The sequence below is a fragment of the Bradyrhizobium sp. P3_C3 genome (assembly GCF_056402655.1).
In genome coordinates this window covers 261,018-286,696 of the sequence record NZ_JBFUGY010000002.1, presented here as the reverse complement: position 1 = coordinate 286,696, position 25,679 = coordinate 261,018, and the positions used below count along the sequence as shown (strand labels likewise).

Here is a 25,679-nt window from a genome sequence, read left to right as displayed (position 1 = left end):
CAAACTCTAATCAAAAAGGGCGCTTCGATCGAAGGCGCGCGGGTGATGGGGTGGTCCGCGAACCCAGGGGGTGCACGGACGAGCTGGTGTGCCGCACGATCATCGCGACGGCGTGGTTTCGTTGACGTGGACGGGCGGCAGTTTCATCTCGCCGCACGAGCAGCCGAGACGGTCGAGCAGACCGCTGAGCTTGACGGCATCCGCGTCGGACAGTTTCGAGCCGACATACTTTTCGATCGCGGCCGAATAGGCGCCCCACATCCGCTTCTGCAACTCGCGGCCGGCTTCCGTGATCTCCACGAACTGGCCGCGCTTGTCGATCTTGCATTCGCGCCGGGAGGCGAGTCCCTCGTCGACCAGGCGGTCGATCAGGCGCGAGGTGGAGTATTGCGGGATCAGCATTTGCCGCTCGAGTTCCACCGGCCGCAGCTCACCCGAGGGCGCCCGCGACAATTCGAGCAGCGCGTCGTACCAGGCCAGCGGCGGGAACCCCGCCTTCTTCAAGTCCTGCTCGACGCAATCGAGCACGCGGCTCTGCACCCGCATCAGGCGGATCCAGGCCGAAGTTGCCTCGGTCGATGGTTTGCGTTTCATGGTCCCGCTCAAGCTCGTCGTTCCGTCTCTTACCTCACTCAATGCACCTGCATCAATCTTGACTATTGGATGCAAATGCATGTAGGCGTTCCTTCGCCCCAACCAAGCGTCAAGAGAAAGAAATTCCATGAAACTCTATTACTCGCCCGGCGCCTGCTCCTTGTCCCCCCACATCGCGCTCCTGGAAGCCGGCCTGCCCTATGAGCTGGTCAAGGTCGATATCCGGGCCAAGAAGCTCGAAAATGGTGAGGATTATCTGAAGCTGAACCCGAAGGGCCAGGTCCCTGCGCTGGGCCTCGACAGCGGCGAGATCGTGACCGAAGGCCCGGTCATTGTCCAGATGATCGCCGACCAGGCTTCGGCCAAGGCGCTGGCGCCAGCTCACGGCAGCTCCGAGCGCTACAAGCTGCTCGAATGGCTGAACTTCCTCACCTCGGAGGTGCACAAGAGCTTCGGACCGCTGTTCGCGCCGGCGCTGAACGACGAGGCCAAGGCCTTCTTCAAGGACCGCGTCATGGGCAAGCTGACATACATCGACAGCCAGCTCGCCGGCCGCGACTACCTCATGGGAAAGCAGTTCACGGTGGCCGACGGCTATCTCTTTACGATGCTGACCTGGGGCGATCGGATGAAGTTCGACCTCTCGGCCATGCCGAACCTGACCGCCTACAAGGCTCGCGTCGCGGCGCGGCCGCAGGTCCAGGAGGCGCTGAAGAAGGAAGGCCTTGCGCAGGCGAAGTAAGCGCATCGCAAGATGCAACAATCGAAAGGCCGGATCGACGATCCGGCCTTTTTCGTTGTGAACCATTCGATCGGCGGCCACGTCGAAATCGCGGAGCACCTCCATGGGACAGCCGCCGCGATGAACATGATCGTCCTTATGACCGCCGCGGGCGCGCCGCTGGCGATGCTTGGCTTGTCGACGCCGGACCTGCCGCAGCGCAATTGCATCCTCATGATCCATCCGCAGGTCACCTCGGCCGTGTTCGAGAGCAAGGAAGGAAAAATCGTCTTTCCCGATCGGCCGACCGAATATCCGTGCAGCTATGCCAGGAAGAAGGGCGGAACGGACATCGCCTTCACCAACCAGAATGGCTGGCGCTTCGAGGTCCGCATTGGCCGCGGCGATGAAGGCAGCTGGAGAGCGAGTCTTGCCGACGAAGCGGTCTCGGGCCGGGCGTTCTCGCCGCTCGGAGACCGCAAATAAAAGGGGCCGGATCGTCGATCCGGCCCCTTTTTATTCTGTCCCGGGCAGGTGGGCGCGAACCCATCTCGCCGGATCATCGTACCTATCATTAGACTTATGAACTACTGTTCGCCGAATGTAAGTAGTGCTGTCTTGTCAGTACCCGTAAAGCGCGCGAGCTTGGCGGAATTGTTAGAGGATTATTTCATCGGAGTTGAACTTGACGATTGCCTTGGTCCTGATCGTCGCAAGTGCATTGGTGGGAATAGCGACAGGTTATGTTTTCAGGATCTGGGCGCTGATATTGATTGCGCCGGCGATCGCGGTTTTCTCGGCAATCATTCTTCGCGCTTACGGATTCGGCATGATGGCGGGTGTGACCGTCATCGCCATCTGTCTTGCCGTCTGCCAGCTCGCCTACTTCGCGGCGGCCTACCTGCTGCACGCGCGGGCGGTCTCAGCCCATGACGAAGTCGACGGCGAGCCAGGCGAGGGAAGCCAGCATAAAATCCGCCGCCAGCACAAGTAGCGCCAAAGCGGCCCAAAGCATCGGCCCCTTGCGGCGCAGGCGCGCCGGCTTCTGTTGCGGCGAGAGGCGGCCAGTTGTGGGTCCAACAGCATATTTCGCGGTAAGATCGCGACCGAGCGCGGTCTTCCGCAGCACCAAAGAGTTCATCAAGGATACTTTCTTATTTTGTCTTCAACCTGCCGATGGCTCGGCAAGTGTCCCAACCGGATTCGGAACCCTGCCCCGGAGCAAGACTAGTGCCAGGGCCGAGCAAAAGAACGGCGCCGCTTCGACACGCCTATGACAATTGCGCGACACCACGGCAGCGGGGGACTCTGACACGGGTCCTACGCGAATTCTGTGATTGGTTCCACAAGCCGGGAACAAATCTGACGCAACCGTGATGACGTCTCCCCAAACAAAAAGGCCGGATCAACGATCCGGCCTTCTTTCTCAAATGATCTTGGGTGATCAGGCCGCGGCCTTCTTCGGCGCGAAGCGGCCGTAGAAGGTTTCTCCCTTCGCGGCCATCTCCTCGAGAAGCTTCGGCGGGGTGAAGCGCGAGCCGTACTTCGCCTCCAGCTTGTGGCAGAGCTCGACGAATTTCTTCGTTCCCATGAAGTCGATGTAGGACAGCGTGCCGCCGGTGAACGGCGCGAAGCCGAAGCCGAGGATCGAGCCGACATCCGCCTCGCGCGGGTCGGTGATGACGTGGTCCTCGACCGTGCGCGCGGCTTCCACCGCCTGCACCACCAGGAAACGCTGCTTCAGCTCCTCGATGTCGAGCGTGTCAGGGTCGAGCTGCTTCGGCTGCAGCGCCGAGAGGCCCGGCCACAGGCTCTTCTGACCCTTGCCCTTCTCGGGGTAGTCGTAGAAGCCCTTGCTGTTCTTGCGGCCGAGACGGCCCTGTTTCTCGACCATCTCCACCATCAGCTTCTTCTGATCGGGGTTGATGGCGTTCGGGCCGAGATCGGCTTCCGTCGCCTTCATGATCTTGAGCCCGAGGTCGAGTGCGACTTCGTCCGAGAGCGAGAGGGGACCGACCGGCATGCCGGCCATCTTGGCGCAGTTCTCGATCATCGCCGGCGGCACGCCTTCCAGGAACATCTCGTTGCCTTCGGCGACATAGCGGCCGACGCAGCGATTGGCGAAGAAGCCGCGGCTGTCGTTGACGACGATCGGCGTCTTGCCGATCTGCCGGACGTAGTCGAGCGCGGTCGCCAGAGCGAGATCGCCGGTGTTCTTGCCCTTGATGATCTCGACCAGCATCATCTTCTCGACCGGCGAGAAGAAGTGGATGCCGACGAACTTGCCCTGGTCCTTGAAGCCCTCGGCCAGCGAGGTGATCGGCAGCGTCGAGGTGTTCGACGCGAAGATCACGTCCGGCTTCATATGCTCCTGCGCCTTCGCGAAGGTATCAGCCTTGACCTTGCGATCCTCGAACACCGCTTCGATGACGAGGTCGACGTCCTTGAGTGCAGCATAATCGGCAGTCGGCGTAATGCGCGCGAGCAGCGCGTCGGCGTCGCCGGGCTTGGCGCGGCCCTTCTTGATCTGCTCCTCGATCACCTTCTGCGCATGCGCCTTGCCCTTGTCGGCACTCTCCTGGTCGCGGTCGATCAGGACGACGTCGAGGCCGGCGCGGGCCGAGACGTAGCCGACGCTCGCGCCCATGAAGCCGGCGCCGATCACCGCGATCTTCTTCACCTTGGTCGGGGCTACGTCCTTCGGACGGCGCGCGCCCTTGTTGAGCTCCTGCATCGACAGAAACAGGCTGCGGATCATCGCAGCCGCTTCCTTCGAACGCAGCACCGAGGTGAAGTAGCGCGACTCGACGCGTAGCGCCGCGTCGATCGGCAACTGCAGGCCTTCATAGACGCAGCTCATGATCGCGCGCGCGGCCGGATAATTGTCGTAGGTCTCGCGGCGATAGATCGCGTTGCCCGCCGGGAACATCATCATGCCGGCCTTGGAGAACACCGGACCGCCCGGCAGCTTGAAGCCCTTCTCGTCCCAGGGCGCGACGGCCTTGCCGCCGCCCTTGATCCAGTCCTTCGCCGCCTTGATGAGGTCGGCGGTCGGAACGATGGCGTGAATCAGATTGAGCTGCTTCGCCTTCTCGACGGTGACCGGATCGCCCTTGAGCAAAATCGTCATCGCGTCCTGCGGCGGCACCAGGCGCGGCACGCGCTGCGTGCCGCCGGCGCCGGGGAACAGGCCAACCTTGACCTCGGGCAGGCCGAGGCGCGTCTTGGGATTTTCCGCCGCCACGCGATAGTGGCAGCACAGCGTGATCTCGAAACCGCCGCCGAGCGCGAGGCCGTTGATCGCGGCGGCCCACGGCTTGCCGGAGGTCTCGATCGAACGCAGCACCTGCGAGAAGCGCCGGCTCTGGTCGAACAGCATCTGGTTTGCGGCGGTCTCGTCCTGCTCCTTCAAGACCTTGGCGTAGGCCTGGTTCATGCCCTCGAGCATCGACAGGTCGGCGCCGGCGCAGAACGCCTCCTTGGCGGAGGTGATGACGACGCCCTTCACGGCAGCGTCGGCCGTGGTTTCCTTGACGATCGCATCGAGCTCGCTGGTCGAGGTCTCGTCGAGCACGTTCATCGAACGGCCCGGGATGTCCCAGGTGACGAGCGCGATGCCGTCGGAATCGGTCTCAACCTTGAAGTTCTTGTAAGCCATGTTGGTTGCTCCTCGGTGCCGCAGCCGATTTCAGGCGCGGCGGTTGACTGTGATCTCGTAGGGTGGGCAAAGGCGCTCTTGCGCCGTGCCCACCATCATTTGCTGAGACGTCAGTGGTGGGCACGCTTCGCTTTGCCCACCCTACGAAGTCAGACGCGCTCGATGATGGTCGCGGTGCCCATGCCGCCGCCGATGCACAGCGTCACCAGCGCGGTCGCCTTGTTGGTGCGCTCGAGCTCGTCGAGCACGGTACCGAGGATCATCGCGCCGGTGGCGCCAAGCGGATGGCCGAGCGCGATCGCGCCGCCATTGACGTTGATCTTGGCGTTGTCGATGTCGAAGGCCTGGATGTAGCGCAGCACCACCGAGGCAAAGGCCTCGTTGAGCTCGAACAGGTCGATGTCCGACTTCTTCATGCCCGAACGCGCGAACAGCTTTTCGGTGACGTCGACCGGACCGGTCAGCATCATCGCCGGCTCGGAGCCGACGTTGGCGAAGGCGCGGATCCTTGCGCGCGGCTTCAGGCCGTATTTCGCACCCGCTTCCTTGCTGCCGAGCAGCACGGCGCCGGCGCCGTCGACGATGCCCGACGAGTTGCCGGCGTGGTGCACGTAGTTCACGCGCTCGATTTCCGGGTGCGACTGCACCGCGACGCCGTCAAAGCCGCCCATCTGCGCCATCATCGTGAACGACGGCTGAAGCTGTGCCAGCGACTGCATCGTCGTCGAGGGCCGCATGTGCTCGTCCTTGGCGAGGATGGTGAGGCCATTGATGTCCTTCACCGGCACGACGGACCTGTTGAAACGGCCCTCGTCCCAGGCCTTGGCGGCGCGCTGCTGGCTCTGCACGGCATAGGCGTCGACGTCGTCGCGCGAGAAGCCGTACTTCGTGGCGATCAGATCGGCCGAGACGCCTTGCGGCATGAAGTAGGCCGGCACGGCCATCGACGGGTCCATCGGCCAGGCGCCACCGGAGGCGCCGATGCCGACGCGGCTCATGGATTCGGCGCCGCCACCGATCACCAGCTCATGCTGGCCGCTCATCACCTGGGCTGCGGCAAAATTCACGGCGTCGAGGCCGGAAGCGCAGAAGCGGCTGATCTGCACGCCGGGCACGGCTTCGCCGAGTCCGGCCTTGAGCGCCGCGAAGCGCGCGATGTCGCTGCCGGCTTCGCCGACGGGGTCGACCACGCCGAGCACGACGTCGTCCACCGAATCTTCCGGCAAATTGTTGCGGTCCTTCAGCGCCTTCAGCGGCACGGTGGCGAGCGCGAGCGCGGTGACCTCGTGCAGCGCGCCGTCTGCCTTGCCGCGGCCGCGCGGGGTTCGGACGTGGTCGTAAATATAGGCATCTGCCATGGGAGCCTCCTGATTGCAGTTATTGGTTACGACCGCGGCGCGGTCGGGATCATTGGCGAAGCGGGAAGCCTCAGAAAGCTTCCGCCGGCAGTTCCATGATGGTGGCGCAGCCGGCCTGGATGCGCGCGAGATTGGCGGCGGTCTCCGGCAGCATGCGTTCCATGAAGAAACGGCCGGTGACGAGCTTGGTCGAGAGATAGGGCGTCGCTCCGCTCGCGGCAATCTTCGCCTGCGTCACCTTGGCCATCTTCGCCCACATGTAGCCGAGCGTGACGAAGCCGAAGAGATGCAGGTAGTCGGTTGCGGCAGCACCCGCATTGTCGGGCTTTGCCATCGCGTTCTGCATCAGCCAGGTCGTGGCCTGCTGGAGATGGCCGAGCGAGGCCGAGAGCGGGGTGATGAATGGCTTGAGCCCCTCATCGCCGCCGTTCTCCTTAGCGAAGGCCATGACCTCGCCGAAGAAGGCCATGATGGCGCGGCCGCCGTCGCGCGGCAGCTTGCGGCCTACGAGGTCGAGCGCCTGGATGCCGTTGGCGCCCTCATAGATCATGGCGATGCGGGCATCGCGCACGAACTGCTCCATGCCCTGCTCGGCGATGTAGCCGTGGCCGCCATACATCTGCTGCGCCTGCACCGCGTTGGCAAAGCCGTAATCGGTGAGGAAGCCCTTCAGCACGGGCGTCATCAGGCCCATGTGGTCGTCGGCGGCCTGGCGGTCCTTGGGATCTTCGGAGCGATGGGCGACGTCGCTCTTCAGCGCGGTCCACATCACGAAGGCGCGCGCGGCCTCGTTGAAGGCGCGGATCGAGAGCAGCGTGCGGCGCACGTCGGGATGCACGATGATCGGGTCGGCCTGCTTGTCCGGCGCCTTGACGCCGGTCAGCGAGCGGCCCTGGATGCGCTCGCGGGCATAGGCGACCGCGTTCTGATAGGCGACCTCGGACTGCGCGAGACCTTGAACGGCGACGCCGAGGCGGGCCTCGTTCATCATCACGAACATGCCCTGCATGCCCTTGTTCTCTTCGCCGATCAGCCAGCCGGTGGCGCTGTCGTAGTTCATCACGCAGGTGGAATTGCCGTGAATGCCCATCTTGTGCTCGATCGAGCCGCACACCACGCCGTTGCGTGGGCCGACCGAACCGTCGGCATTGACCAGGAATTTCGGCACCACGAACAGCGACACGCCCTTGATGCCGGCCGGTGCGCCCTCGATGCGGGCGAGCACGAGGTGGATGATGTTGGGGGCGAGGTCGTGCTCGCCGGCCGAGATGAAGATCTTCGTGCCCGTGATCTTGAAGCTGCCGTCGGGCTGGCGGACCGCCTTGGTGCGGAGCATGCCGAGATCGGTGCCGCAATGCGGCTCGGTCAGGTTCATGGTGCCGGTCCACTCGCCCGCCACCATCTTCGGCACGTAGGTCTGCTTCTGCTCGGGCGAGCCGTGCACGATCAGCGCCGCGGTCGCGCCCATGGTGAGGCCGCCATACATCGAGAACGCCATGTTGGCGGAGATCTGGAATTCGTTGACCGCCTGGCTCAGCGTCACCGGCAGGCCCTGGCCGCCGAACTCGGTCGGTGCCGACAGGCCAAGCCAGCCACCCTCTGCCACTTGCTTGAAAGCGTCCTTGAAACCCTTCGGCGTGGTGACGCTGCCGTCATCGGCGCGCCTGCAGCCTTCGAGATCGCCAACACGGTTGAGCGGCTGCAGCACTTCTTCCGCAAGCTTCGCGGCTTCGCCGAGAATGGCTTCGCGCACGTCGCTCGACGCATCGGAGAAGCGGGCCAGATTGTCGTAGCGATCGATCTGGAAGACGTCGTTGAGCAGGAAGTTCACGTCTTCGACGGGGGCTTTATAGATCGGCATGATGGTCTCCCGGCAGGCGGTCTGAAGTGATGATGTTGGCTTATGACTGGGCGGCGGCCAACTGCTCCGCCATCAGGCGGTGCAGCATGTTGATCGCCTTGAGCGGACGCACCATCACCTTGAAATGGGTGATGCGTCCCTCGGCATCGAAGGTGATGATGTCGACACCGTTGATCTCGATGCCGTCGATGACATTCTTGAATTCGAGCACCGCGCCATTGGCGCTTTTCCACTCGCCGACATAGGTGAAGCCGGGACCGCCGAGCACCTTCTCGGCACTGGCGAGATATTTGAAGGTGATGTCGCGTCCACGCTGCGGCGAATGCACCACGGGGCTTTCGAACACGGCGTCAGGATGGAGCAGGTCCCAGAGCGCGGCGCGGTCGTGGGACTTCATAAAGGCGTACCAGGAGTCGAGGCCGGTCATTGTCAGGGTGCTCCCTAGATAAAGGCCTTGGCAAAAAACTCGAAAACAACCCCATGCACAGTAGCGCGAAGGGCTGGTACAGCGGGTCTGAAGCCCGTCTCATATGCATATTGACGCATATGCACCGATGCGCATAAAGTCAAGTCAATTGGTCGGGACCTCGAAAGGGAGCTGGTGCCATGGCGCTCGGCGACGCAATCCTCGCATGCCTGACGGAACGTCCGATGACGGGCTACGAGCTCGCCAAGACATTCGATTCCTCTATCGGCTTCTTCTGGAAAGCCGACCACCAGCAAATCTACCGCGAGCTCTCGAAGCTGCGCGACCGCGGCTACATCCAGGGCCGCGAGGTCGTGCAATCGGGCAAGCCCAACAAACTGATTTATACGCTGACTCCCGAGGGCCGAACAGCGCTGCGGCACTGGGCCGCGCGGCCGAGCACACCGCCCTCGATCAAGGACGACCTGCTGGTGCGGCTGCACGCGCTCGACAGCATCGACATCGAGCCCATGCGCACCGATCTGATGGCCCGGCTGGAGCACCACCGCGACCGGCACGAGAATTACGAGCGGATCCTCAAGAAGCGATTTCCGGAGGGCTCGGCGTCGGGCGTGCTCGACCTCGGCAATCTGCTGCTGCTTCAGCTCGGTGCCCGCCACGAGCAGATGGTGGCCGATTTCTGCGAAGAGGCGCTCCAGGCGCTATCGGCGATGAGCGGCAAGGGCAAGGTCGTGCCGCTGGAGGACGGCAAGCGCGAGGGGAAGGGCTGAGCCTGCGCAGCCCTAGTACTTCGTGACGACCGGCTTATCCCAGTTGAACCGGACATTGACGCCGGCGCGGACGATGTCGTCCGTCAGCCTGACGTCGCGCGTGACGGCGCCGCTGATCGGCGGATCGACATATCGTTTGCTGCCAAAATCGACGTGCACATATTCGAGCTTGAGGGTCACGGCGCCCCAGGTATCGACATAGGCCGCCCATTCACCACCGAGCCCGGCCGCCAGGCCGGTGCGGGTCTGGGAGCTGGTGACCTGCACCACTTGGTTGGACACGGTGACCTCGGTACCGGCGAAGGCGATACCGGCCGTGCCATAGATCAGAAACTGATCGAGCGCGTAACCGACACGGCCGCGGAACATATCGATCCATTTTTCCCGCGTGCCGCTCGTCACCCCGACGTTGAAGGGCGGCAGATCCTGCACCTTGCCGTGCTGGTTGGTCCATGACGCGTCGTTCTCGAAGCCGAGCACGGTCTTTTCGATCTGGAAATCGCAGCCGAAGACGCCGCCCGCGACGGCAGCACCGCTGAGATTGAAAGTCCCTGTGATCGTTGGCCCGGAGTCGTCGCCGGCGCGCCGGACATGCTCGCTCTTGCCCCAGTTGCCGCCGCCCTGGATGCCGACATAGCAGCTGGTCCAATTGTATCCCGCGGGCGCCGGTGCCTTCACCGCAGGCGCTGCCGCCGGGGCATCGGCGGCAACGGCATGCGATGCCAGTCCGGCCGCCATCGCGGCCACGAGCAACCTTTTCATGTCAGCCAACAATCCAGTCAGGCAAGAACCCGCCCGTGGATCGGGCCGCTCTCTATCCATTGAGACGTGCGGATCGGGCGCGTGGCGAAATCTTTGTCGGGACGCGGCTTTGGGGCGGGGCCAGCGGCGGCAATTGGGTTCCCGGCGCCCAACTTTAAGACACCGGCAACGCGTTCCTTAACCCGTTATTTACCGTAACAGGAAAAAGTCGGTTTTCGAGGCAGACGACCCGCGCCAAATCCGATTGTCTTCACAACCGGCACGCGTGGGGAGGCTGGAGGCGCCGGGTGGGGCGCCGGAGTCGGAACCGGACAGAGTCATGAATTCGCGCGTATCGTGGAGTGTTGACGGCATCGATCCATCCGTCAGGGAGCGGGCCGAAGCTGCTGCGCGTCGTGCCGGCATGTCACTCAACGATTGGCTGAACTCCACGCTCGGCGAGACGGCCCCGCCGAATTTTCGCGGACCTTACGATCAACGCCAAGAACAACGTCAAGACCAGCGTCAAGAGCAGCGCCAGGATCAGCGCCCGCAACAGATGCCGAGCCAGGAGAGCCGCGACGTCGCCGATATCCACCAGCGGCTCGACGCGATCACCCAGCAGATCGAACGGATTTCAAAGCCCGCGCCGCGCCAAGATGCTTCACGACAGGACGCGTCGCGACCAGACGTCTCGCGCGAGCAGGGCGTCGCGCGCCAGCTCAACGACGCGATCTCGCGGCTCGATGCGCGGCTGTCGCAAATCTCAAAGCCGCAGCAGCCTCAGCGGCCGGCACCGGCTCCGGCACCCGTCGAGACGCGCCAGCGCCAGGCCGATATGGTCGAGCGCGCGGCCGCACAGGTCTATCGCAATTCACCTCCCTTGAGCCCCGCATCGTTCGACGTTGCCGTCGCCGAGATCACGGCCCGGCAGAGCGAGCTCGACGGCTTTACGCCGCGGCAGATACCGCCACGCGCAGCGCCCTCGATTGCACCGGCGGCAGCTCCTTTCGCGCCCCCGATGGCGCCGCCCGCGCCTGCCTATGCACCGCCGCCCCCGCAGCCGGGGCCGGATTTCTCGTCGCTCGAGCGCCATTTGCTCAAGATCACGAGCCAGATCGAGTCGCTTCAGCGCCCTGACAACACCGAGCAGGCAATCAACGCCTTCCGCAGCGAGCTTGCCGAGATCCGCCACGCCATCACCGAGGCGATGCCGCGCCGCGCGATCGAATCGATCGAGAACGAGATCCGCTCGCTGCATCGTCGTATCGACGAGACCCGCTCGTCCGGGACGGATGGCCAGGTCCTGTCGGGCATCGAGCACGCGCTGTCCGAGATCAAGCAGGTGCTGCGCACGCTGACGCCGGCCGAGCAGCTCACCGGCTATGACGAGGCGATCCGCAATCTCGGCGCCAAGCTCGATCTGATCCTGCGCGCCAATGACGACCCGTCGACGGTGCGCCAGCTCGAAGGCGCGATCTCGGCGCTGCGCGGCATCGTCTCCAACGTCGCTTCCAACGAAGCGCTGGCGCGTCTTTCCGAAGACGTGCAGCTGCTGTCGTCCAAGGTCGACCAGGTCACCCGCTCGTCCGGCCCCAGCGACAGCTTTGCCGTGCTGGAGCAGCGCATCGCGGCGCTCACCGCCGCGCTGGAAACGCGCGAGCGGCCGCAGCCCACCGAGAGCAGCGAGCATCTCGAAGCCGCGATCCGCGCGCTGTCGGACCGTTTCGACCGCATGCAGGTCGGCAACGATTCCGCGTCGACCTTTGCGCATCTCGAACAGCGGGTCTCGTATCTGCTGGAGCGGATCGAAGCTGCCTCCGATCCGCGCAACGGCAATCTAAGCCGCGTCGAGGACGGGCTGCACGACATCCTGCGGCATCTGGAACGGCAGCAGGCGACCTATTCCGCCCTCGCCGAAAGCCGCAATTCGGCACCGTCTGCCGATTCCGGCATGGTCGATCTGGTCAAGCGCGAGCTCTCCGACATCCGCTTCAGCCAGGCCGAGACCAACCGCAGCACCCAGGATTCGCTCGAGGCCGTGCACAGCGCGCTCGGCCATGTCGTCGATCGCCTCTCGATGATCGAGGGTGATCTGCGCGCGGTGCGCACGGCGCCGCCGGCACCCGCACCGCAGCCGATGCCCAGTTCGACGTCCGTGTCGATGCCGATGGCCGCGCCCATGGAGCCCGCGCCTGTCGCGCGCGAGCCGTGGCAGCAGCCGCAGCAGCAGCCGAAATACGATCCGAAGCCGGAGCTGCAGAACCCGGCCGCCGCGCAACAGCCGCCACAGGGCGCCTTCGTCGCCGCGCCGCGCGAATTCCATGCCGCCGCACCGGCCGCGCCGCCGCCGGTGCCAACGGCACCGCCCGTTCCGCCGCGTGCGATCAGCGAGATCCTCGAGCCGCACACGGCGCCCGCGCGCGCCGCGCTCGCACCGGAATTGCCGCCGGACCATCCGCTCGAGCCGGGCACACGGCCGGGCGGCCGCGTCGCCACGCCCTCGGAGCGCATTGCCGCGTCCGAAAGCGCGATCAGCGAAATCCCCGCCGCGCCGAAAGAGCCGGTGTCGTCGTCGAGCTTTATCGCGGCCGCACGCCGCGCCGCGCAGGCCGCCGCCGCGCAGCCGGAAAAGCCGGCCCGCGGTGCCAAGGCAAGTGCAAAGGCAGCTGCCAAGGCGGCCATCGCAGGCCGCACCAAGGACAAGGGCCAGGAAGGCGGCTCGACCATCACCTCGAAGATCCGCTCGCTGCTGGTCGGCGCCAGCGTGGTCGTGATCGTGCTCGGCACCTTCAAGATGGCGATGAACCTGCTCGATGGCGGCAGCCCGCCACCGTCACCGCAGGCGATGGAGAATTCGTCGAGCGCGCCCGCGCCGCAGGCTCCGCCGCCGCCGGTCGAGACCAGGCCTGCCACGCCCGAGCAGGTCACGCCGTCGATGACCTCGCCGACGCCGATCGGGAAGCAGTCGCTGAACAATCCCGCGCCGGCTCCCGTGGCAGGGGCGGGCAGCTCGGCTTCGGTCGAAATCCCGCCGGTCCCCGCGACGCCACCACCGCCTGCGGCGAGCAACGACGTCACCGGCGCGCTGTCGGGCGCGAGCCGCGCGAGGCTTGGCATGATCCAGGTGCCGCCGAGCGAGAAGCTCCCTGACGGCATCGGCGGTCCGGTGCTGCGCACCGCCGCGATGAAGGGCGATGCGACCGCGGCCTACGAGATCGGCGTGCGCTTTGCCGAGGGCAAGGGCGTCGCCGCGAATTACGATGAAGCCGCCAAATGGTACGACCGCGCGGCGCAGGCCGGCGTGGTGCCCGCGACCTTCCGCCTCGGCACGCTCTACGAGAAGGGCCTCGGGGTGAAGAAGGACGCCGACATCGCCCGCCGCTACTACACGCAGGCTGCCGAGCGCGGCAACGCCAAGGCGATGCACAATCTCGCGGTGCTCGACGCCGACGGCGGCGGACGCGGCGCCAATTACAAGAGCGCGGCGCAGTGGTTCCGCAAGGCCGCCGATCGCGGCGTCGCCGACAGCCAGTTCAACCTCGGCATCCTCTATGCCCGCGGCATCGGCGTGGAGCAGAACCTCGCCGAATCCTACAAATGGTTCACTCTCGCGGCCGCCCAGGGTGACGCGGATGCGTCCGGCAAGCGCGACGACGTTGCCAAGCGGCTCGATCCGCAGTCGCTCGCCGCCGCCAAGCTCGCGATCCAGACTTTCAGTGCCGAGCCGCAGCCCGACGACGCCGTCAACGTTCCCGCCCCGAACGGCGGCTGGGACAGCGCGCCGCAGGCGAACGCAAAGCCCGCGCCGAAGCCGGTCGCGACCAAGCGCTCGGCGTCGGCGGCGCACTAAGCGCACTCTCACTCCTCATGGTGAGGAGCGCGCCCTGGCGCGCGTAGCGGACGATGCTTCGCATCGCCGCGAGAACCGTGCAGGCCCCCACCACCGATCCGGGCCTCGCCCTTCGAGACGCCTGCTGCGCAGGCTCCTCAGGGTGAGGGGAGACAGCTCGCGCGCCACGTTCACCACGCCCTAAATTCATGGTCCCGCCCGACAACGAATTCCGCTATTGAGGGGCGCGGCAATCGTTCCGACCGTCCGGCGAGCATTCCCGCGCAATCGATCCATTTCGCCGGAGTGTGGTCCTTCGATGCAGCTCTATCTCCCGATCGCCGATCTGCCGGTCAACATCTTCCTGGTGCTGGCGATGGGCGCGGCGGTCGGCTTCGTCTCCGGCATGTTCGGGATCGGCGGCGGCTTCCTGATGACGCCGCTTCTGATCTTCATCGGGATCACGCCGGCGGTCGCGGTCGCCTCCGTTGCGAGCCACATCGCGGCCTCCTCGTTTTCCGGCGCGCTGTCCTACTGGCGGCGGCGTGCGATCGATCCGGCGCTGGCGAGTGTGTTGTTATGCGGCGGCGTCACCGGCACGGCGCTCGGGGTGTGGACCTTCACGCAGCTTCGCGCGCTCGGCCAGCTCGATCTGATGATCGCGTTGTCCTACGTGGTGCTGCTCACCACCGTCGGCAGCCTGATGTTCTCCGAGGGCCTGCGCGCCCTGATGCGGACCCGTCGCGGCGCGGTGCCGCCACGGCGCACGCACAGCTGGATCCACGGCCTGCCGCTGAAAATGCGGTTCAAGCGCTCGAAGATCTATCTCTCGGTTATTCCTGTCGTGATCGTCGGCATCGTGATCGGCTTCATCGGCGCCATCATGGGCATCGGCGGCGGCTTCATCCTGGTGCCGATCATGATCTACCTGCTGCGGGTGCCGACCTCGACCGTGATCGGGACCTCGATGGTCCTGACGCTGGTCACGATGCTGTTCGCGACCTTGCTGCACGCGGTGACCAATCACCTCGTCGACGCGGTGCTGGCGCTGATCCTGATGGTCGGCGGCGTCACCGGTGCACAGTTCGGCGCCCGCGCCGGCCAGAAGATCCGGGGCGAGCAGCTGCGGCTGTTGCTGGGCCTGCTGATCCTTTCGGTCGGCGTCCGCTTCGCCATCGAGCTGGTGATCCGGCCCGAGGATCTCTTCACCATCCGCGAATTGGGAGTGAGCGGATGATGCGCGCAGCTCTCGCGGTCCTTCTCGTCCTGCTGCTCGGCTCAGTCGCGCGTGCCGAGCGACTGATCGTGTCGGTCTCCAACCATCGTGTCACGGTGACGCCGAACTATTCCGGCGAGGAATTGGTGCTGTTCGGCTCGGTCGAGAAGGACGCCTCCACGCCCGCGGACCGCAAGAGCTACGATCTCGTCGTCACCGTGATGGGCCCGCGCGCCGACATGGTGACGCGACGCAAGGAGCGCACCTTCGGGATCTGGATCAACACCGACTACCGGCAGTTCCTGGCGGTGCCGAGCTATCTCGCGCTGTTCGCCAACCGCCCCTTCGATGTCATCACCTCACCCGAGATCGCGCGGCGGCAGCAGATCGGGCTCAACAACGTGCTGCTGACCCAACGGGTCAGCGGCGACTATGCCGACGTGGTGCCGAACGATGTGTTCCGCTCGGCCTTCATCCGCCTGCGAACCCAGAAAGGTCTCTATCGCGAGGACCCGAGCGCGGTGACGTTCCTGACACCGACGCTGTTCCGTACCGGCATTCCACTGCCGGAGGAGGTGCCGATCGGCACCTATGAGGTGGAAATCAAGCTGTTCGCGAACGGCGCGTTAGTCACCAAGACCGAGACCGCGTTCGAGATCGTCAAGGTCGGCTTCGAGCAGTTCGTCGCGACCAGTGCGCGGCAGCACGGGCTGATCTATGGGCTCGTTACGGCCGCGATGGCGCTGATGACGGGCTGGATGGCGTCGATCGTGTTTCGGAAGGATTAGCGTCCGTCATTGCGAGGAGCACCACTCTCTCCTCCCGTCATCGCCCGGCTCGACCGGGCGATCCAGTATTCCAGAGGCCTTCGTCGAATAGCTCGCTCTCGCAACGACCGCCGCGGCGTACTGGATGCCCCGGTCCCGGCTCCGCCAAGGCTACGCCGGGCCACAAGCTCGCCCGGCCGCCGAAGCTTCAGCGAAGGCGGCAAGCCGGGGCATGACAGCTGAGGCTCACGGCGCCTCAACCACCGTCGGCACGCCCGGCACCAGCAATCGCAACCGGGTCCCGAAGCCGAGCACATCAAAGGTCTTGCGCAGATCCTCGCCGTCCTGGCGGAAATGCGCCCAGCCCTCGGTATGCAAGGGCACGATCATCGCATCCGGAAAGGCGCGCGCCGTCTCGATGGTGTCGTTGGTGTCCATGGTGAGATGGAACGGCCCGCGGGTTTGCGCCGCGCCCGCGAACGGCAGCACCACGCCGCATTTGAAGCGGCGCGCGACCTCGGCGACGCCGTCGAACCAGGTGGTGTCGCCGCTGATGTAGACGTCGCTCGTGTCCGTCCGGCTCGAGGACACCACGAAGCCGATGACGTCGCCCGACAGCGGCTCGATGCCGGCCGGGCCGTGGCGCGCGGGCGTCGCGGTGATCGTCAGCGTGTTGCCGTCACGGTCCTTCAGATGCGAGGTCGCCCAAGGCGCGAGGCCCTCGACATGGCCGCCCAGGCGTTTTGCGCCGGCCTCGGTGGTCAGCACGCGCTTTGCGTGTTTGAGAAACGCGCGGCCGGAATTGTCGAGATTGTCCGAGTGCTGGTCGTGGCTGAGCAGGACGGCATCGATCGGGCCGATCGCGTCGGCCTTCAGTGCGGGGCCGATGGTCTTTTCCAGCGTCACATGCGGCAGCTGGTAGGCGCCGGGCGCATCGAAGGTCGGGTCAGTGAGCAGGCGGAAGCCGTCGATCTCGATCAGCGCAGTGGGGCCGCCGATCAGGGTGATGGAAATGGGCATCAGAAAGCTCCTCTTACGCGACGGGCTTTGCGGGGCGCGTCACCAGGTAAATGCCGAGCGCGACCGGGATGATGCCGAGCAGGTCGCGGGCCTCGACATGCTCACCGAGCACGATGTAGGCGAACAGCATGCCGAGCGGCGGCATCAGGAAATGATAGGCGCTCGCAGCCGTTGCGCCACACACTTTCAGGAGATGAAACCAGAGCCAGTAGGCGAGGATCGAGCCGCCGAGCACGAGGAACGCGAAGGCGCCGACCAGGCCCGGGGTGAAATCAATTGCGTGGACGTCGGCGAAGGTGAACGCGACCGGCGTCAGCACGATGCCGGCGGCGAGGTTCTGCACGCCGTTGCCGATCCACAGGCTTCCCTTCGGCGCGAGCAGTTTGAACAGAATCGTGCCGGCGACGATGGAGGCGAGCGAGGCCAGGGTGAAGACGATGCCGTGCAGGGAGTCGGTGCCGACCGACAGGCGATGCCAGACGATCAGGGTCACGCCGATGATGCCGAGCAGGAGACCGCCCGCCTTGCGCCAGGTCATGCCTTCGCCAAGCAGCAACGCAGCGAGCGCCGCCGTGAAGACCGGATTGGCCGAGACGATCAGGCCGCCGAGGCCGGCGGAGACCGATTGCAGGCCGGTGTAGCCGAGCCCGAGATAGAGTGCGTTGTTGGCGATGCCGAGCACGGCGAAAATCGCGGCATCGCGCCAGGACAATGACCAGCCATCACCGCGGATCAGCGTCGCACCGAGGATCAAAATGCCGGCGAGCGAGAAGCGCGCGGCGAGCAGAATCAGCGGCGGGCAATGGGTGACGCCGATCTTGCCGGCGACGAAGGCATAGCTCCAGAGCAGGCAAAACACTCCGATGGCGAGCGGCAGCGTGTTGAACCGGCTGGGGGCTGCGGGAAGCGAGGTGGCGAGCGACATGAGGGCATTCTCCTGAGCCCTCGATCTAGGGAGACGGCTTGTCATTTGGAAATTAAATGATTAACTTCCGATCAGTGGATTTTCGAATGGATGCGGCCATGCTCGACCTAGAGCTCCTGCGCAGCTTCGTCTCGGTGGTCGAGGCCGGCGGCTTCACCCGCGCCGGCGAGCGCGTCCACCGCACGCAATCGACCGTCAGCCAGCAGATCAAGCGGCTGGAGGAGGACGTCGGCCAGCTGCTCTTGCACCGCGATGGCAAGGACGTGCGTCCCACTGAGGCCGGCGAACGGCTGCTGTCCTACGCGCGGCGGCTGCTCACGCTCGCCGAGGAGGCGCGCGACGTGCTGCGCGAGCCCGACAGCGAGGGCGCGATCCGGCTCGGCATCCCCGAGGATTTTGCGGCGTACCGGCTGGCAAAACTGCTCGGCGCCTTCTCGCGCTCACATCCGGGCCTGCGAATGGATGTGCGCGCCGACCAGAGCAAGAACCTGTCCCGCGACCTCGAACGCGGCGAGCTCGACCTGGCGCTGTTCAAGCGTGAGGCCGGCGCGAAAGGCGCTATCGCGGTGTGGCCGGAGCGGGTGCACTGGGTCACGAGCAAGAGCCATCCGGTCGACGTCAACGCCTCGTCCGTGCCGCTGATCGGATTTCCGCTCGGCTGTCTCTATCGCGCCGGCGCCATCCACGCGCTGGAAAGCGCGGGTCGCGCCTGGCACATGTCCTACTCCTCGTCGAGCCTTGCCGGCATCCAGGCGGCGGTTGCCGCCGGCATGGGCCTGAGCATTTTGTCTGAGATGTCGATCCAGTCCGACCACCGCGTGCTGACGGCAAAGGACGGTTTTGAGCCGATCAACCGGACCGAAGTGGCGCTGATGGCTTCGCCCGACGCCAGCCCCGCAACGCTGCGGCTTGCGGATCGGCTCGCGGAGTTCTGCGACGATGTACAGGCCAAGGCGGCGTGATCACTCCGCGGCAATCACTGTGAGTTCCGGCCACAACGCCTTCCATCGCGCGGCCTTCACCGCGTAACTCGCCGCAGAGAAGTTCGGGCCCGGATTGGGCCGCGCGATCAATCCGGTTATGTCGTCGAAGCCGTGCGGCGCGTAGACCTCAAAGCCGTCGCCTGCGTGCCTCACACCGACTTGCGTGTTCTGGGTGAGGAAACGGTCGATGCCGTCGGTCGAGCAGGTTAGAGGCGGATAGGGCAGGCCGTGCTTGCCGGGATACCAAAGGTGCACGCGCGCCTGGTTGCGGGTCTCGATCCTGACGCCGAGATGCGAGAGCCGCGCGTGCAGCGTGCGGATCACCGTGTCCTCCGCCTCCCATGAGGTGTCAGGATCGAAATAGAACACGTCGTAATCGGCGATGCCATGATCGACCGCGCGGTCCGTGAGTACGTTCCACGCCGTCTGCACCAGGCACCCCGACACAAGCCACGCATCGGGAAGCGCGAGCGAGGCGAGCTCGCCGATGATTGCAACATTGACCGGGTTCTTCAGCGCCAGTGCTAGGAAGCGGTCGCGATCCATCGCGGCCATCATTCACGCGCTGGCATCGAACGCGGCGCGCGCCGTCTTCGAGGCGAGGCCACGCCAGCGCCGCCGCAGGAACGGCTCGACGATCGCGCGCTTCGCCTTGGACAGGCGGATCAGCACGATCGGATAGTCGGCGTAGTGATCGGTGAAATAAAAGATTTTTGGCTGGCTCTCGACCAGCATCGCGCGCTCGTCGATTGGAACGTCGGGCATGACGAGACTGTCGCCGTCCTCCTTCAGCCGCGCCAGCATCTTCTTGCGCACTTTCAGCGCGGGCGTGCCGTAGGAGGTGCCGTCCTCGACCTCCGGCCACGTCAGCGCAAATTTTCTGACGTCGTCGAAGGTCACGAGATCAGCTCAGTGCACGGCGGTGAAGAATCGCGCGAGCCGGAAGCCGGAGAGCCAGGTCCACACCGGCTGGCCGCGCATGCCGAGATCCCAGGAGCCGAGCACGGCATCCGCGCGTCCGACCAGATTGTCGATCGGCAGCAGGCCGACGCCGCCGGAGCGCAAGGGCACGCGGCTGTCGGCGGAATTGTCGCGGTTATCGCCGAGCACGAAGAGGTGGCCGGGCGGCACCGTCACTTCAGGCGTGTTGTCGAGCGGACCGTTGTCGCGCATCTTGAAGATCAGATGCGACACGCCGTTCGGCAGCGTCTCTATGTAGCGGTAGGCCGGCTCGCTGCCGCCATTGTCGTCTTCGGCGGCGCCAACACCATCCGGCTTCAGCTCGGCGGGACGGTCGTTGATGAAGAGCTGGCCCTGCCGCATCTGGATGCGGTCGCCGGGCAGACCCACGACGCGCTTGACCCAGGCCTGCGAGCGATCGCCGGGCCAGCGGAACACGACGACGTCGCCTTGCTTCGGCGTCTCCGCGAAGACGCGGCCGCTTTCGGGCAGGTTGATCTGGATCGGCAGCGACGAGGTGCCGTAGCCATACGGGAATTTCGAGGCGAGCAGCGCATCGCCGATCAGGAGCGTCGGCTCCATCGAACCCGACGGCACGTAGAACGGCTCGGCGAGCGCGCCCTTGGCGATGAACACGGCGGCGACGATGCCGGCGAGCTGCATGAGCTGACCAGCCCAGCCGCTGCTCTTCCGCTTGGCGGTGACAGTTACCTTCTCAACGCTCATGCGCCCGTTCCACCTACAGTAATACGTTCCATCAGAAGCGACGGCTGGCCGACGCCGACGGGCACGCCCTGACCGTTCTTGCCGCAAGTGCCGATGCCGGTATCCAGCGCGAGATCGTTGCCGATCATGCGGATGCGGTGCAAATCGGTCGGTCCGTTGCCGATCAGCATGGCGCCCTTCAGCGGCGCGCCAATCTTGCCGTTCTCGATCTTGTAGGCCTCGGTGCACTGGAACACGTATTTGCCCGAGGTGATGTCGACCTGGCCGCCGCCGAAATTCGCGGCGAAGACGCCGTTCTTCACGGACGCCAGGATCTCGGCCGGATCGCGGTCGCCCGCGAGCATGTAGGTGTTGGTCATGCGCGGCATCGGCACATGGGCGTAGCCCTGGCGGCGGCCGTTGCCGGTCGGCTTCATGTTCATCAGGCGCGCGTTCTGGCGGTCCTGCATGTAGCCGACCAGAATGCCGTCCTCGATCAGCACGGTGCGGTTGGTCGGCGTGCCCTCGTCGTCGATCGACAGCGAGCCGCGGCGCGAGGCAATGGTGCCGTCGTCGACCACGGTGACGCCCTTGGCCGCGACCTGCTGGCCCATCAGGCCGGCAAACGCGGACGTCTTCTTGCGGTTGAAATCGCCTTCGAGGCCGTGGCCGACCGCCTCATGCAGCATCACGCCGGGCCAGCCGGCCCCAAGCACGACGTCCATTTCGCCGGCGGGGGCGGGGATCGATTCCAGATTGACCAGGGCTTCGCGCAGCGCTCCGTCGGCGGCGTCGCGCCAGTTCTTACTCTCGATGAATTCGGCATAGCCGGCGCGGCCGCCATAACCCTTGCTGCCGCTCTCCTGGCGGTCGCCCTGACCGGCGACGACGGAGACGTTGACGCGCACCAGCGGGCGAATGTCGCGATAGCTCTCGCCGTCGGGGCGCAGGATCTCGACGACCTGCCAGGTCGCACCCAGGCTGACACTGACCTGCCGCACCCGCGGATCCTTGTCGCGCAGATAGGCGTCGATCTCGGCGAGCAGCTTCACCTTGGTCTCGAAGCCCGGCGCATCCAGCGGATTGTCGTCGGCGTAGAGCCGCACATTGGTATGCGCCGGCGGGGCCGCAAAGCTGCCCGAATAGCCGCCGCGCACGGCCGCGACCGCGTCGGCGGCGCGAATCAGCGCCGGCAGCGAGACGTCGGAGGAATGGGCATAGCCGACCGCGTCGTCCTTGACGGCGCGCAGGCCAAAGCCCTGCGAGGTGTCATAGGTCGCCTGCTTCAGCCGCCCATTGTCGAACATCAGCGCTTCGGTCTGGCTGTATTCGAGGAACAGTTCGCCGTCGTCGGCACCGGCAAGCCCGCGTGCGACCTCGTTGCGGACCTGGTCGCGGTCGAGATTGGCGCGGTCGAGCAGGGAGGTTGTGGCTGGATTGGTCATGCGTCCGTCCATTATCGAAAGATGTAGGGCAAGATAATGGTTTCCCGGCGGTTCCGCGAGGGTGCCAGGTGCCACATTACGAAACGATAGGATTCGCCGCGCGCGGACGCGCCTGCCACCCTACGGCAGCTTGTCATAGCCCTCGCCGAGCCCGTTCAGGCTGAGCGGGAAGCCGATGCCTTCTTCCGGGGTCTCGAAGATGATGAAGGTCGCGGTCTTGGCGGTGCGGAGCTGGCCGAGCAGCTTGTCGTCCATGACGACCTCGGCGACGCAGCCATTGGGCAGGCAGCGGACGAAGCCGGCGCGGCCGACGTCCTGGTTGTCGAGCTTCAGCCCGAGGCCGGAGGGCAGCAGCACGCCGAGCGGGGCCACCACCCGCATCAGCCGGCTCTTCTGGTCGGCCGTCTTGAGCACGATCACGGTGAGGCCGGCGTTGGAGCGGTCTTCGGCCACCACGCTCTGGATCAGGGCGCATTGCTCGGTCTGGGCGCCGGGCGGGGTGTCGCAGCGGATCTGCCAGTCGCCATGGACGGAGCGCACCGCGCCCTGCGCATGGGCGAGGCCCGGCAGCGCCATGACTACGACCACCGCCAGCAGGGCCGCTAGCATCGTGAGGCCGCTTGCCTGCCTTGCCATGCTTCTCGAAAACCCCATCGGGTCGGTCCCTCTGCTCGCCTGGGTCGCTCACGCCTGGCGGACTGATACGGGAATGACGGCGTCTTGAAGGCGATTCGCAAGCAAATTCCGCGCCGCCCACACCGCCATCGCCCGCACGAATCAGGTTCCTGCGCGGCTGTCTGCCAGTGCCTACCGCGGGCAATGCCGCTGTCAAGCCGCGGCATCCCGGGAAACGGTATTTTTCTCTGATGTTACTAGGAAATATCTTGCGGGTGATGGCTGACAGACGGGGCTCAAGACTGCATTGCGATAGATCAAGAATTATGGTTTGAGAGGCTTGATTTCGGCGTTCTAGCGATCTGGCCCCAATTCCTCTTAGAGGTATTCTTGCGCGGCGGTTTGTCAGACGGGCGGATCGAATAAGCGTTTCCCGGAAATAGGGGGATGCACTTGGGGTGATTTCGTTAGGGGAGCGCGAACGGCATGAGGATGTCGATGGGCCAGGTTGGCCGGCACTTGCTGGGATTGGCCGTGGCGGGTCTGACGCTGGCGACGGGCGGTGCGACATTCGCCGCTGAGCTCGGGCAACCGGCGCCGTGGGAGTGGACGCTTCAGCAATCCGCCTCTCCGGTGATGGACAACATCGTCTGGTTCCACAATTTCCTGTTCGTGCTGATCACGCTGATCACGCTGTTCGTTCTGGCGTTGCTGGTGATCGTGGTCATGAAGTTCAACGCGAAGGCCAATCCGGTGCCGTCGCGGACCACGCACAACACGCTGATCGAGGTGGCCTGGACGCTCGTGCCGGTGCTGATCCTGGTCGGTATCTCGGTGCCGTCGTTCCGCCTGCTGTTCCTCGAGCTCGACGTGCCGAAGGCGGATTTGACCATCAAGGCCACCGGCAAGCAGTGGTACTGGTCCTATGCCTATCCTGATAACGGCAAGTTCGAGTTCGACTCGCTGATGGCCCAGGACAAGCAGCCCCGTCTGCTCGGCGTCGACAACGAGATGGTGGTGCCGGTCAACAAGGTGGTTCGTGTCCAGGTCACCGGCGCGGACGTCATCCACGCCTTTGCGCTGCCGGCTTTCGGCGTCAAGATCGACGCCATTCCGGGGCGGCTGAACGAGACCTGGTTCAAGGCCACCAAGACCGGCATGTTCTACGGCCAGTGCTCGGAGCTCTGCGGCAAGGACCACGCCTTCATGCCGATCGCGATTCGCGTCGTGGAGGACAAGGAGTTCGCCTCCTGGGTCGAAACGGCGAAGAAGAAATATGCGAGCGGCGGCACCAGCACTTTCGCCTCCGCGGCCGGCCCGACGCAGTAAGCGCCGGACGACGGCTCGAGGGGACTGAAAGCGACATAAAGGGTGGGACCGCACAAGGTCCGAACGGGACGCAAGGCAGGATTTGAAAATGGCAACGAGCGCAGCGACACACGGCGATCACGCGCAAGACCACGGACATGACGAGCACGCCCATCCGACCGGATGGCGGCGCTACGTCTATTCGACCAACCACAAGGACATCGGTACGATGTACCTGATCTTCGCGGTCATCGCCGGCGTGATCGGTGCCGCGATGTCGATCGCGATCCGTGCCGAGCTGATGTATCCGGGCGTGCAGATCTTCCACGAGACGCACACCTATAATGTGTTCGTGACCTCTCACGGCCTGATCATGATCTTCTTCATGGTCATGCCCGCAATGATCGGCGGCTTCGGCAACTGGTTCGTGCCGCTGATGATCGGCGCGCCCGACATGGCGTTCCCGCGCATGAACAACATCTCGTTCTGGCTACTGCCGGCCTCCTTCGCGCTGCTGCTGATGTCGACCTTCGTCGAGGGCGAGCCGGGTGCCAACGGCGTCGGCGCCGGCTGGACCATGTACGTGCCGCTGTCGAGCTCCGGCCATCCGGGCCCGGCCGTCGACTTCGCGATCCTGTCGCTGCATCTGGCGGGCGCCTCGTCGATCCTCGGCGCCATCAACTTCATCACCACGATCTTCAACATGCGCGCGCCGGGCATGACCCTGCACAAGATGCCGCTGTTCGTGTGGTCGATCCTGGTGACGGTGTTCCTGCTGCTGTTGTCGCTGCCGGTGCTCGCCGGTGCGATCACCATGCTGCTCACCGACCGCAATTTCGGCACGACGTTCTTCGCGCCCGATGGTGGCGGCGATCCCGTGCTGTTCCAGCATCTGTTCTGGTTCTTCGGTCACCCTGAAGTGTACATCCTGATCCTGCCCGCCTTCGGCATGGTCAGCCAGATCGTCTCGACCTTCTCGCGCAAGCCCGTGTTCGGCTATCTCGGCATGGCCTACGCCATGGTGGCGATCGGCGGCATCGGCTTCGTGGTCTGGGCGCACCACATGTACACGGTCGGCATGTCCTCGGCGACGCAGGCCTATTTCGTCGCCGCGACCATGGTCATCGCGGTTCCGACCGGCGTGAAGATCTTCTCGTGGATCGCCACGATGTGGGGCGGCTCGATCGAGTTCCGTGCCCCGATGATCTGGGCGGTCGGTTTCATCTTCCTGTTCACGGTCGGCGGTGTCACCGGCGTCGTGCTGGCGAACGCGGGCGTCGACCGCGTGCTCCAGGAGACCTACTACGTCGTTGCGCACTTCCATTACGTGCTGTCGCTCGGTGCGGTGTTCGGGATCTTTGCCGGCTGGTACTACTGGTTCCCGAAGATGTCGGGCTACATGTACAACGAGACGCTGGCCAAGGCGCACTTCTGGGTCACCTTCATCGGTGTGAACCTTGTGTTCTTCCCGCAGCACTTCCTCGGCCTGTCGGGCATGCCGCGCCGCTACGTCGACTATCCCGACGCGTTCGCCGGCTGGAACCTGGTCTCCTCGGTCGGCTCCTACATCTCCGGCTTCGGCGTGCTGATCTTCCTCTACTGCGTGTTCGACGCCTTCGCGAAAAAGGTGCCGGCCGGCGACAATCCGTGGGGTGCGGGCGCGACCACGCTGGAATGGACGCTGCCTTCGCCGCCGCCCTTCCATCAGTTCGAAGTGCTGCCCCGCGTGCAGTAAGCCAACGCTCGCGGCGCCCGTGACGGGCGCCGCGGCTC

Annotated in this window: 23 protein-coding genes; 10 read left to right on the top strand and 13 right to left on the bottom strand. The window is 65.2% G+C overall.

What is annotated here, in order from left to right; translation table 11 throughout:
- Positions 1-99: 99 nt before the first annotated feature.
- Entirely contained in the window at positions 100-594 is a 495-nt protein-coding gene (locus AC1DW2_RS03895) for a MarR family winged helix-turn-helix transcriptional regulator (protein WP_014498535.1), read from the bottom strand.
- A 127-nt stretch (positions 595-721) separates the two neighbouring features.
- Here AC1DW2_RS03895 and gstA point away from each other — a divergent pair, with 127 nt between their 5' ends.
- The 3 genes from gstA to AC1DW2_RS03880 all read left to right on the top strand — a co-directional run bounded on the left by gstA (position 722) and on the right by AC1DW2_RS03880 (position 2,309).
- Positions 722-1,336, top strand: a complete 615-nt coding sequence (gene gstA, locus AC1DW2_RS03890) for a glutathione transferase GstA (RefSeq protein ID WP_028151648.1) — start codon at positions 722-724, stop codon at positions 1,334-1,336.
- A 12-nt stretch (positions 1,337-1,348) separates the two neighbouring features.
- Positions 1,349-1,801 (top strand): hypothetical protein, encoded by a 453-nt coding sequence (locus AC1DW2_RS03885; protein WP_441497477.1) that lies wholly within the window; start codon positions 1,349-1,351, stop codon positions 1,799-1,801.
- Positions 1,802-2,000: 199 nt separating this feature from the next.
- Positions 2,001-2,309, top strand: coding sequence for a hypothetical protein (locus tag AC1DW2_RS03880; RefSeq protein ID WP_063980751.1), 309 nt, complete (start codon positions 2,001-2,003; stop codon positions 2,307-2,309).
- 450 nt (positions 2,310-2,759) lie between these two features.
- Here AC1DW2_RS03880 and AC1DW2_RS03875 read toward each other — a convergent pair whose 3' ends face one another.
- From AC1DW2_RS03875 to AC1DW2_RS03860, 4 genes are all read right to left on the bottom strand, one after another.
- Positions 2,760-4,973, bottom strand: a complete 2,214-nt coding sequence (locus AC1DW2_RS03875) for an FAD-dependent oxidoreductase (protein ID WP_441497475.1) — start codon at positions 4,971-4,973, stop codon at positions 2,760-2,762.
- Positions 4,974-5,122: 149 nt separating this feature from the next.
- A complete protein-coding gene (locus tag AC1DW2_RS03870) occupies positions 5,123-6,331 on the bottom strand; it encodes an acetyl-CoA C-acetyltransferase (protein WP_441497474.1) in 1,209 nt (402 codons plus the stop codon).
- A 70-nt stretch (positions 6,332-6,401) separates the two neighbouring features.
- The gene (locus AC1DW2_RS03865; protein ID WP_477005278.1) at positions 6,402-8,192 is read right to left on the bottom strand and encodes an acyl-CoA dehydrogenase C-terminal domain-containing protein; all 1,791 of its coding nucleotides are present in this window, start codon (positions 8,190-8,192) and stop codon (positions 6,402-6,404) included.
- A 40-nt stretch (positions 8,193-8,232) separates the two neighbouring features.
- Positions 8,233-8,619: a nuclear transport factor 2 family protein gene (locus AC1DW2_RS03860; protein WP_028151642.1), complete on the bottom strand. Its 387-nt coding sequence runs from the start codon at positions 8,617-8,619 to the stop codon at positions 8,233-8,235.
- Between the two features lie 179 nt (positions 8,620-8,798).
- Between AC1DW2_RS03860 and AC1DW2_RS03855 the strand changes: the two genes are divergently transcribed.
- Entirely contained in the window at positions 8,799-9,389 is a 591-nt protein-coding gene (locus tag AC1DW2_RS03855) for a PadR family transcriptional regulator (RefSeq protein ID WP_441497472.1), read from the top strand.
- 12 nt (positions 9,390-9,401) lie between these two features.
- Here the strand turns inward: AC1DW2_RS03855 and AC1DW2_RS03850 are convergent, their stop codons facing one another.
- Complete coding sequence (locus AC1DW2_RS03850; RefSeq protein ID WP_208089103.1) at positions 9,402-10,151, bottom strand: outer membrane protein; 750 nt, start codon at positions 10,149-10,151, stop codon at positions 9,402-9,404.
- Between the two features lie 319 nt (positions 10,152-10,470).
- Between AC1DW2_RS03850 and AC1DW2_RS03845 the strand changes: the two genes are divergently transcribed.
- The 3 genes from AC1DW2_RS03845 (at position 10,471) to AC1DW2_RS03835 (ending at position 15,966) form a co-directional block, all read left to right on the top strand.
- Positions 10,471-13,983 (top strand): tetratricopeptide repeat protein, encoded by a 3,513-nt coding sequence (locus AC1DW2_RS03845; RefSeq protein ID WP_441497470.1) that lies wholly within the window; start codon positions 10,471-10,473, stop codon positions 13,981-13,983.
- A 298-nt stretch (positions 13,984-14,281) separates the two neighbouring features.
- Positions 14,282-15,199: a sulfite exporter TauE/SafE family protein gene (locus AC1DW2_RS03840; RefSeq protein WP_071916904.1), complete on the top strand. Its 918-nt coding sequence runs from the start codon at positions 14,282-14,284 to the stop codon at positions 15,197-15,199.
- Positions 15,196-15,966, top strand: a complete 771-nt coding sequence (locus AC1DW2_RS03835; protein ID WP_441497469.1) for a TIGR02186 family protein — start codon at positions 15,196-15,198, stop codon at positions 15,964-15,966. The genes AC1DW2_RS03840 and AC1DW2_RS03835 overlap by 4 nt, the downstream gene beginning before the upstream one ends.
- Positions 15,967-16,191: 225 nt before the next feature.
- On the opposite strand, the gene AC1DW2_RS03830 is transcribed toward AC1DW2_RS03835, so the two are convergent.
- The gene (locus tag AC1DW2_RS03830; protein ID WP_247316323.1) at positions 16,192-16,965 is read right to left on the bottom strand and encodes an MBL fold metallo-hydrolase; all 774 of its coding nucleotides are present in this window, start codon (positions 16,963-16,965) and stop codon (positions 16,192-16,194) included.
- A gap of 13 nt (positions 16,966-16,978) precedes the next feature.
- Positions 16,979-17,890, bottom strand: coding sequence for a DMT family transporter (locus tag AC1DW2_RS03825; protein ID WP_441497468.1), 912 nt, complete (start codon positions 17,888-17,890; stop codon positions 16,979-16,981).
- Between the two features lie 98 nt (positions 17,891-17,988).
- On the opposite strand from AC1DW2_RS03825, the gene AC1DW2_RS03820 reads away from it, so the two are divergent.
- Positions 17,989-18,852, top strand: coding sequence for a LysR family transcriptional regulator (locus AC1DW2_RS03820; RefSeq protein WP_441497467.1), 864 nt, complete (start codon positions 17,989-17,991; stop codon positions 18,850-18,852).
- Here AC1DW2_RS03820 and AC1DW2_RS03815 read toward each other — a convergent pair whose 3' ends face one another.
- The 5 genes from AC1DW2_RS03815 to AC1DW2_RS03795 all read right to left on the bottom strand — a co-directional run bounded on the left by AC1DW2_RS03815 (position 18,853) and on the right by AC1DW2_RS03795 (position 22,637).
- A complete protein-coding gene (locus AC1DW2_RS03815; protein WP_441497466.1) occupies positions 18,853-19,419 on the bottom strand; it encodes a nucleotidyltransferase family protein in 567 nt (188 codons plus the stop codon).
- 12 nt (positions 19,420-19,431) lie between these two features.
- Positions 19,432-19,773 carry an MmcQ/YjbR family DNA-binding protein gene (locus AC1DW2_RS03810; protein WP_354245661.1) on the bottom strand — a complete coding sequence of 114 codons (342 nt, stop codon included), beginning with the start codon at positions 19,771-19,773 and terminating at the stop codon, positions 19,432-19,434.
- 9 nt (positions 19,774-19,782) lie between these two features.
- The gene (lepB, locus tag AC1DW2_RS03805; RefSeq protein ID WP_063980763.1) at positions 19,783-20,559 is read right to left on the bottom strand and encodes a signal peptidase I; all 777 of its coding nucleotides are present in this window, start codon (positions 20,557-20,559) and stop codon (positions 19,783-19,785) included.
- Positions 20,556-21,983 (bottom strand): metalloprotease TldD, encoded by a 1,428-nt coding sequence (gene tldD / locus AC1DW2_RS03800; protein ID WP_441497465.1) that lies wholly within the window; start codon positions 21,981-21,983, stop codon positions 20,556-20,558. Before tldD ends, lepB begins: the two co-directional genes overlap by 4 nt.
- 120 nt (positions 21,984-22,103) lie before the next feature.
- Positions 22,104-22,637 (bottom strand): invasion associated locus B family protein, encoded by a 534-nt coding sequence (locus AC1DW2_RS03795; RefSeq protein ID WP_166345719.1) that lies wholly within the window; start codon positions 22,635-22,637, stop codon positions 22,104-22,106.
- 447 nt (positions 22,638-23,084) lie between these two features.
- Between AC1DW2_RS03795 and coxB the strand changes: the two genes are divergently transcribed.
- Together coxB and ctaD are read left to right on the top strand one after the other, a co-directional pair.
- Entirely contained in the window at positions 23,085-23,927 is an 843-nt protein-coding gene (coxB, locus tag AC1DW2_RS03790) for a cytochrome c oxidase subunit II (RefSeq protein ID WP_071916897.1), read from the top strand.
- 88 nt (positions 23,928-24,015) lie between these two features.
- Positions 24,016-25,641: a cytochrome c oxidase subunit I gene (gene ctaD, locus AC1DW2_RS03785; RefSeq protein ID WP_071916896.1), complete on the top strand. Its 1,626-nt coding sequence runs from the start codon at positions 24,016-24,018 to the stop codon at positions 25,639-25,641.
- The last annotated feature ends 38 nt before the right edge of the window (positions 25,642-25,679 follow it).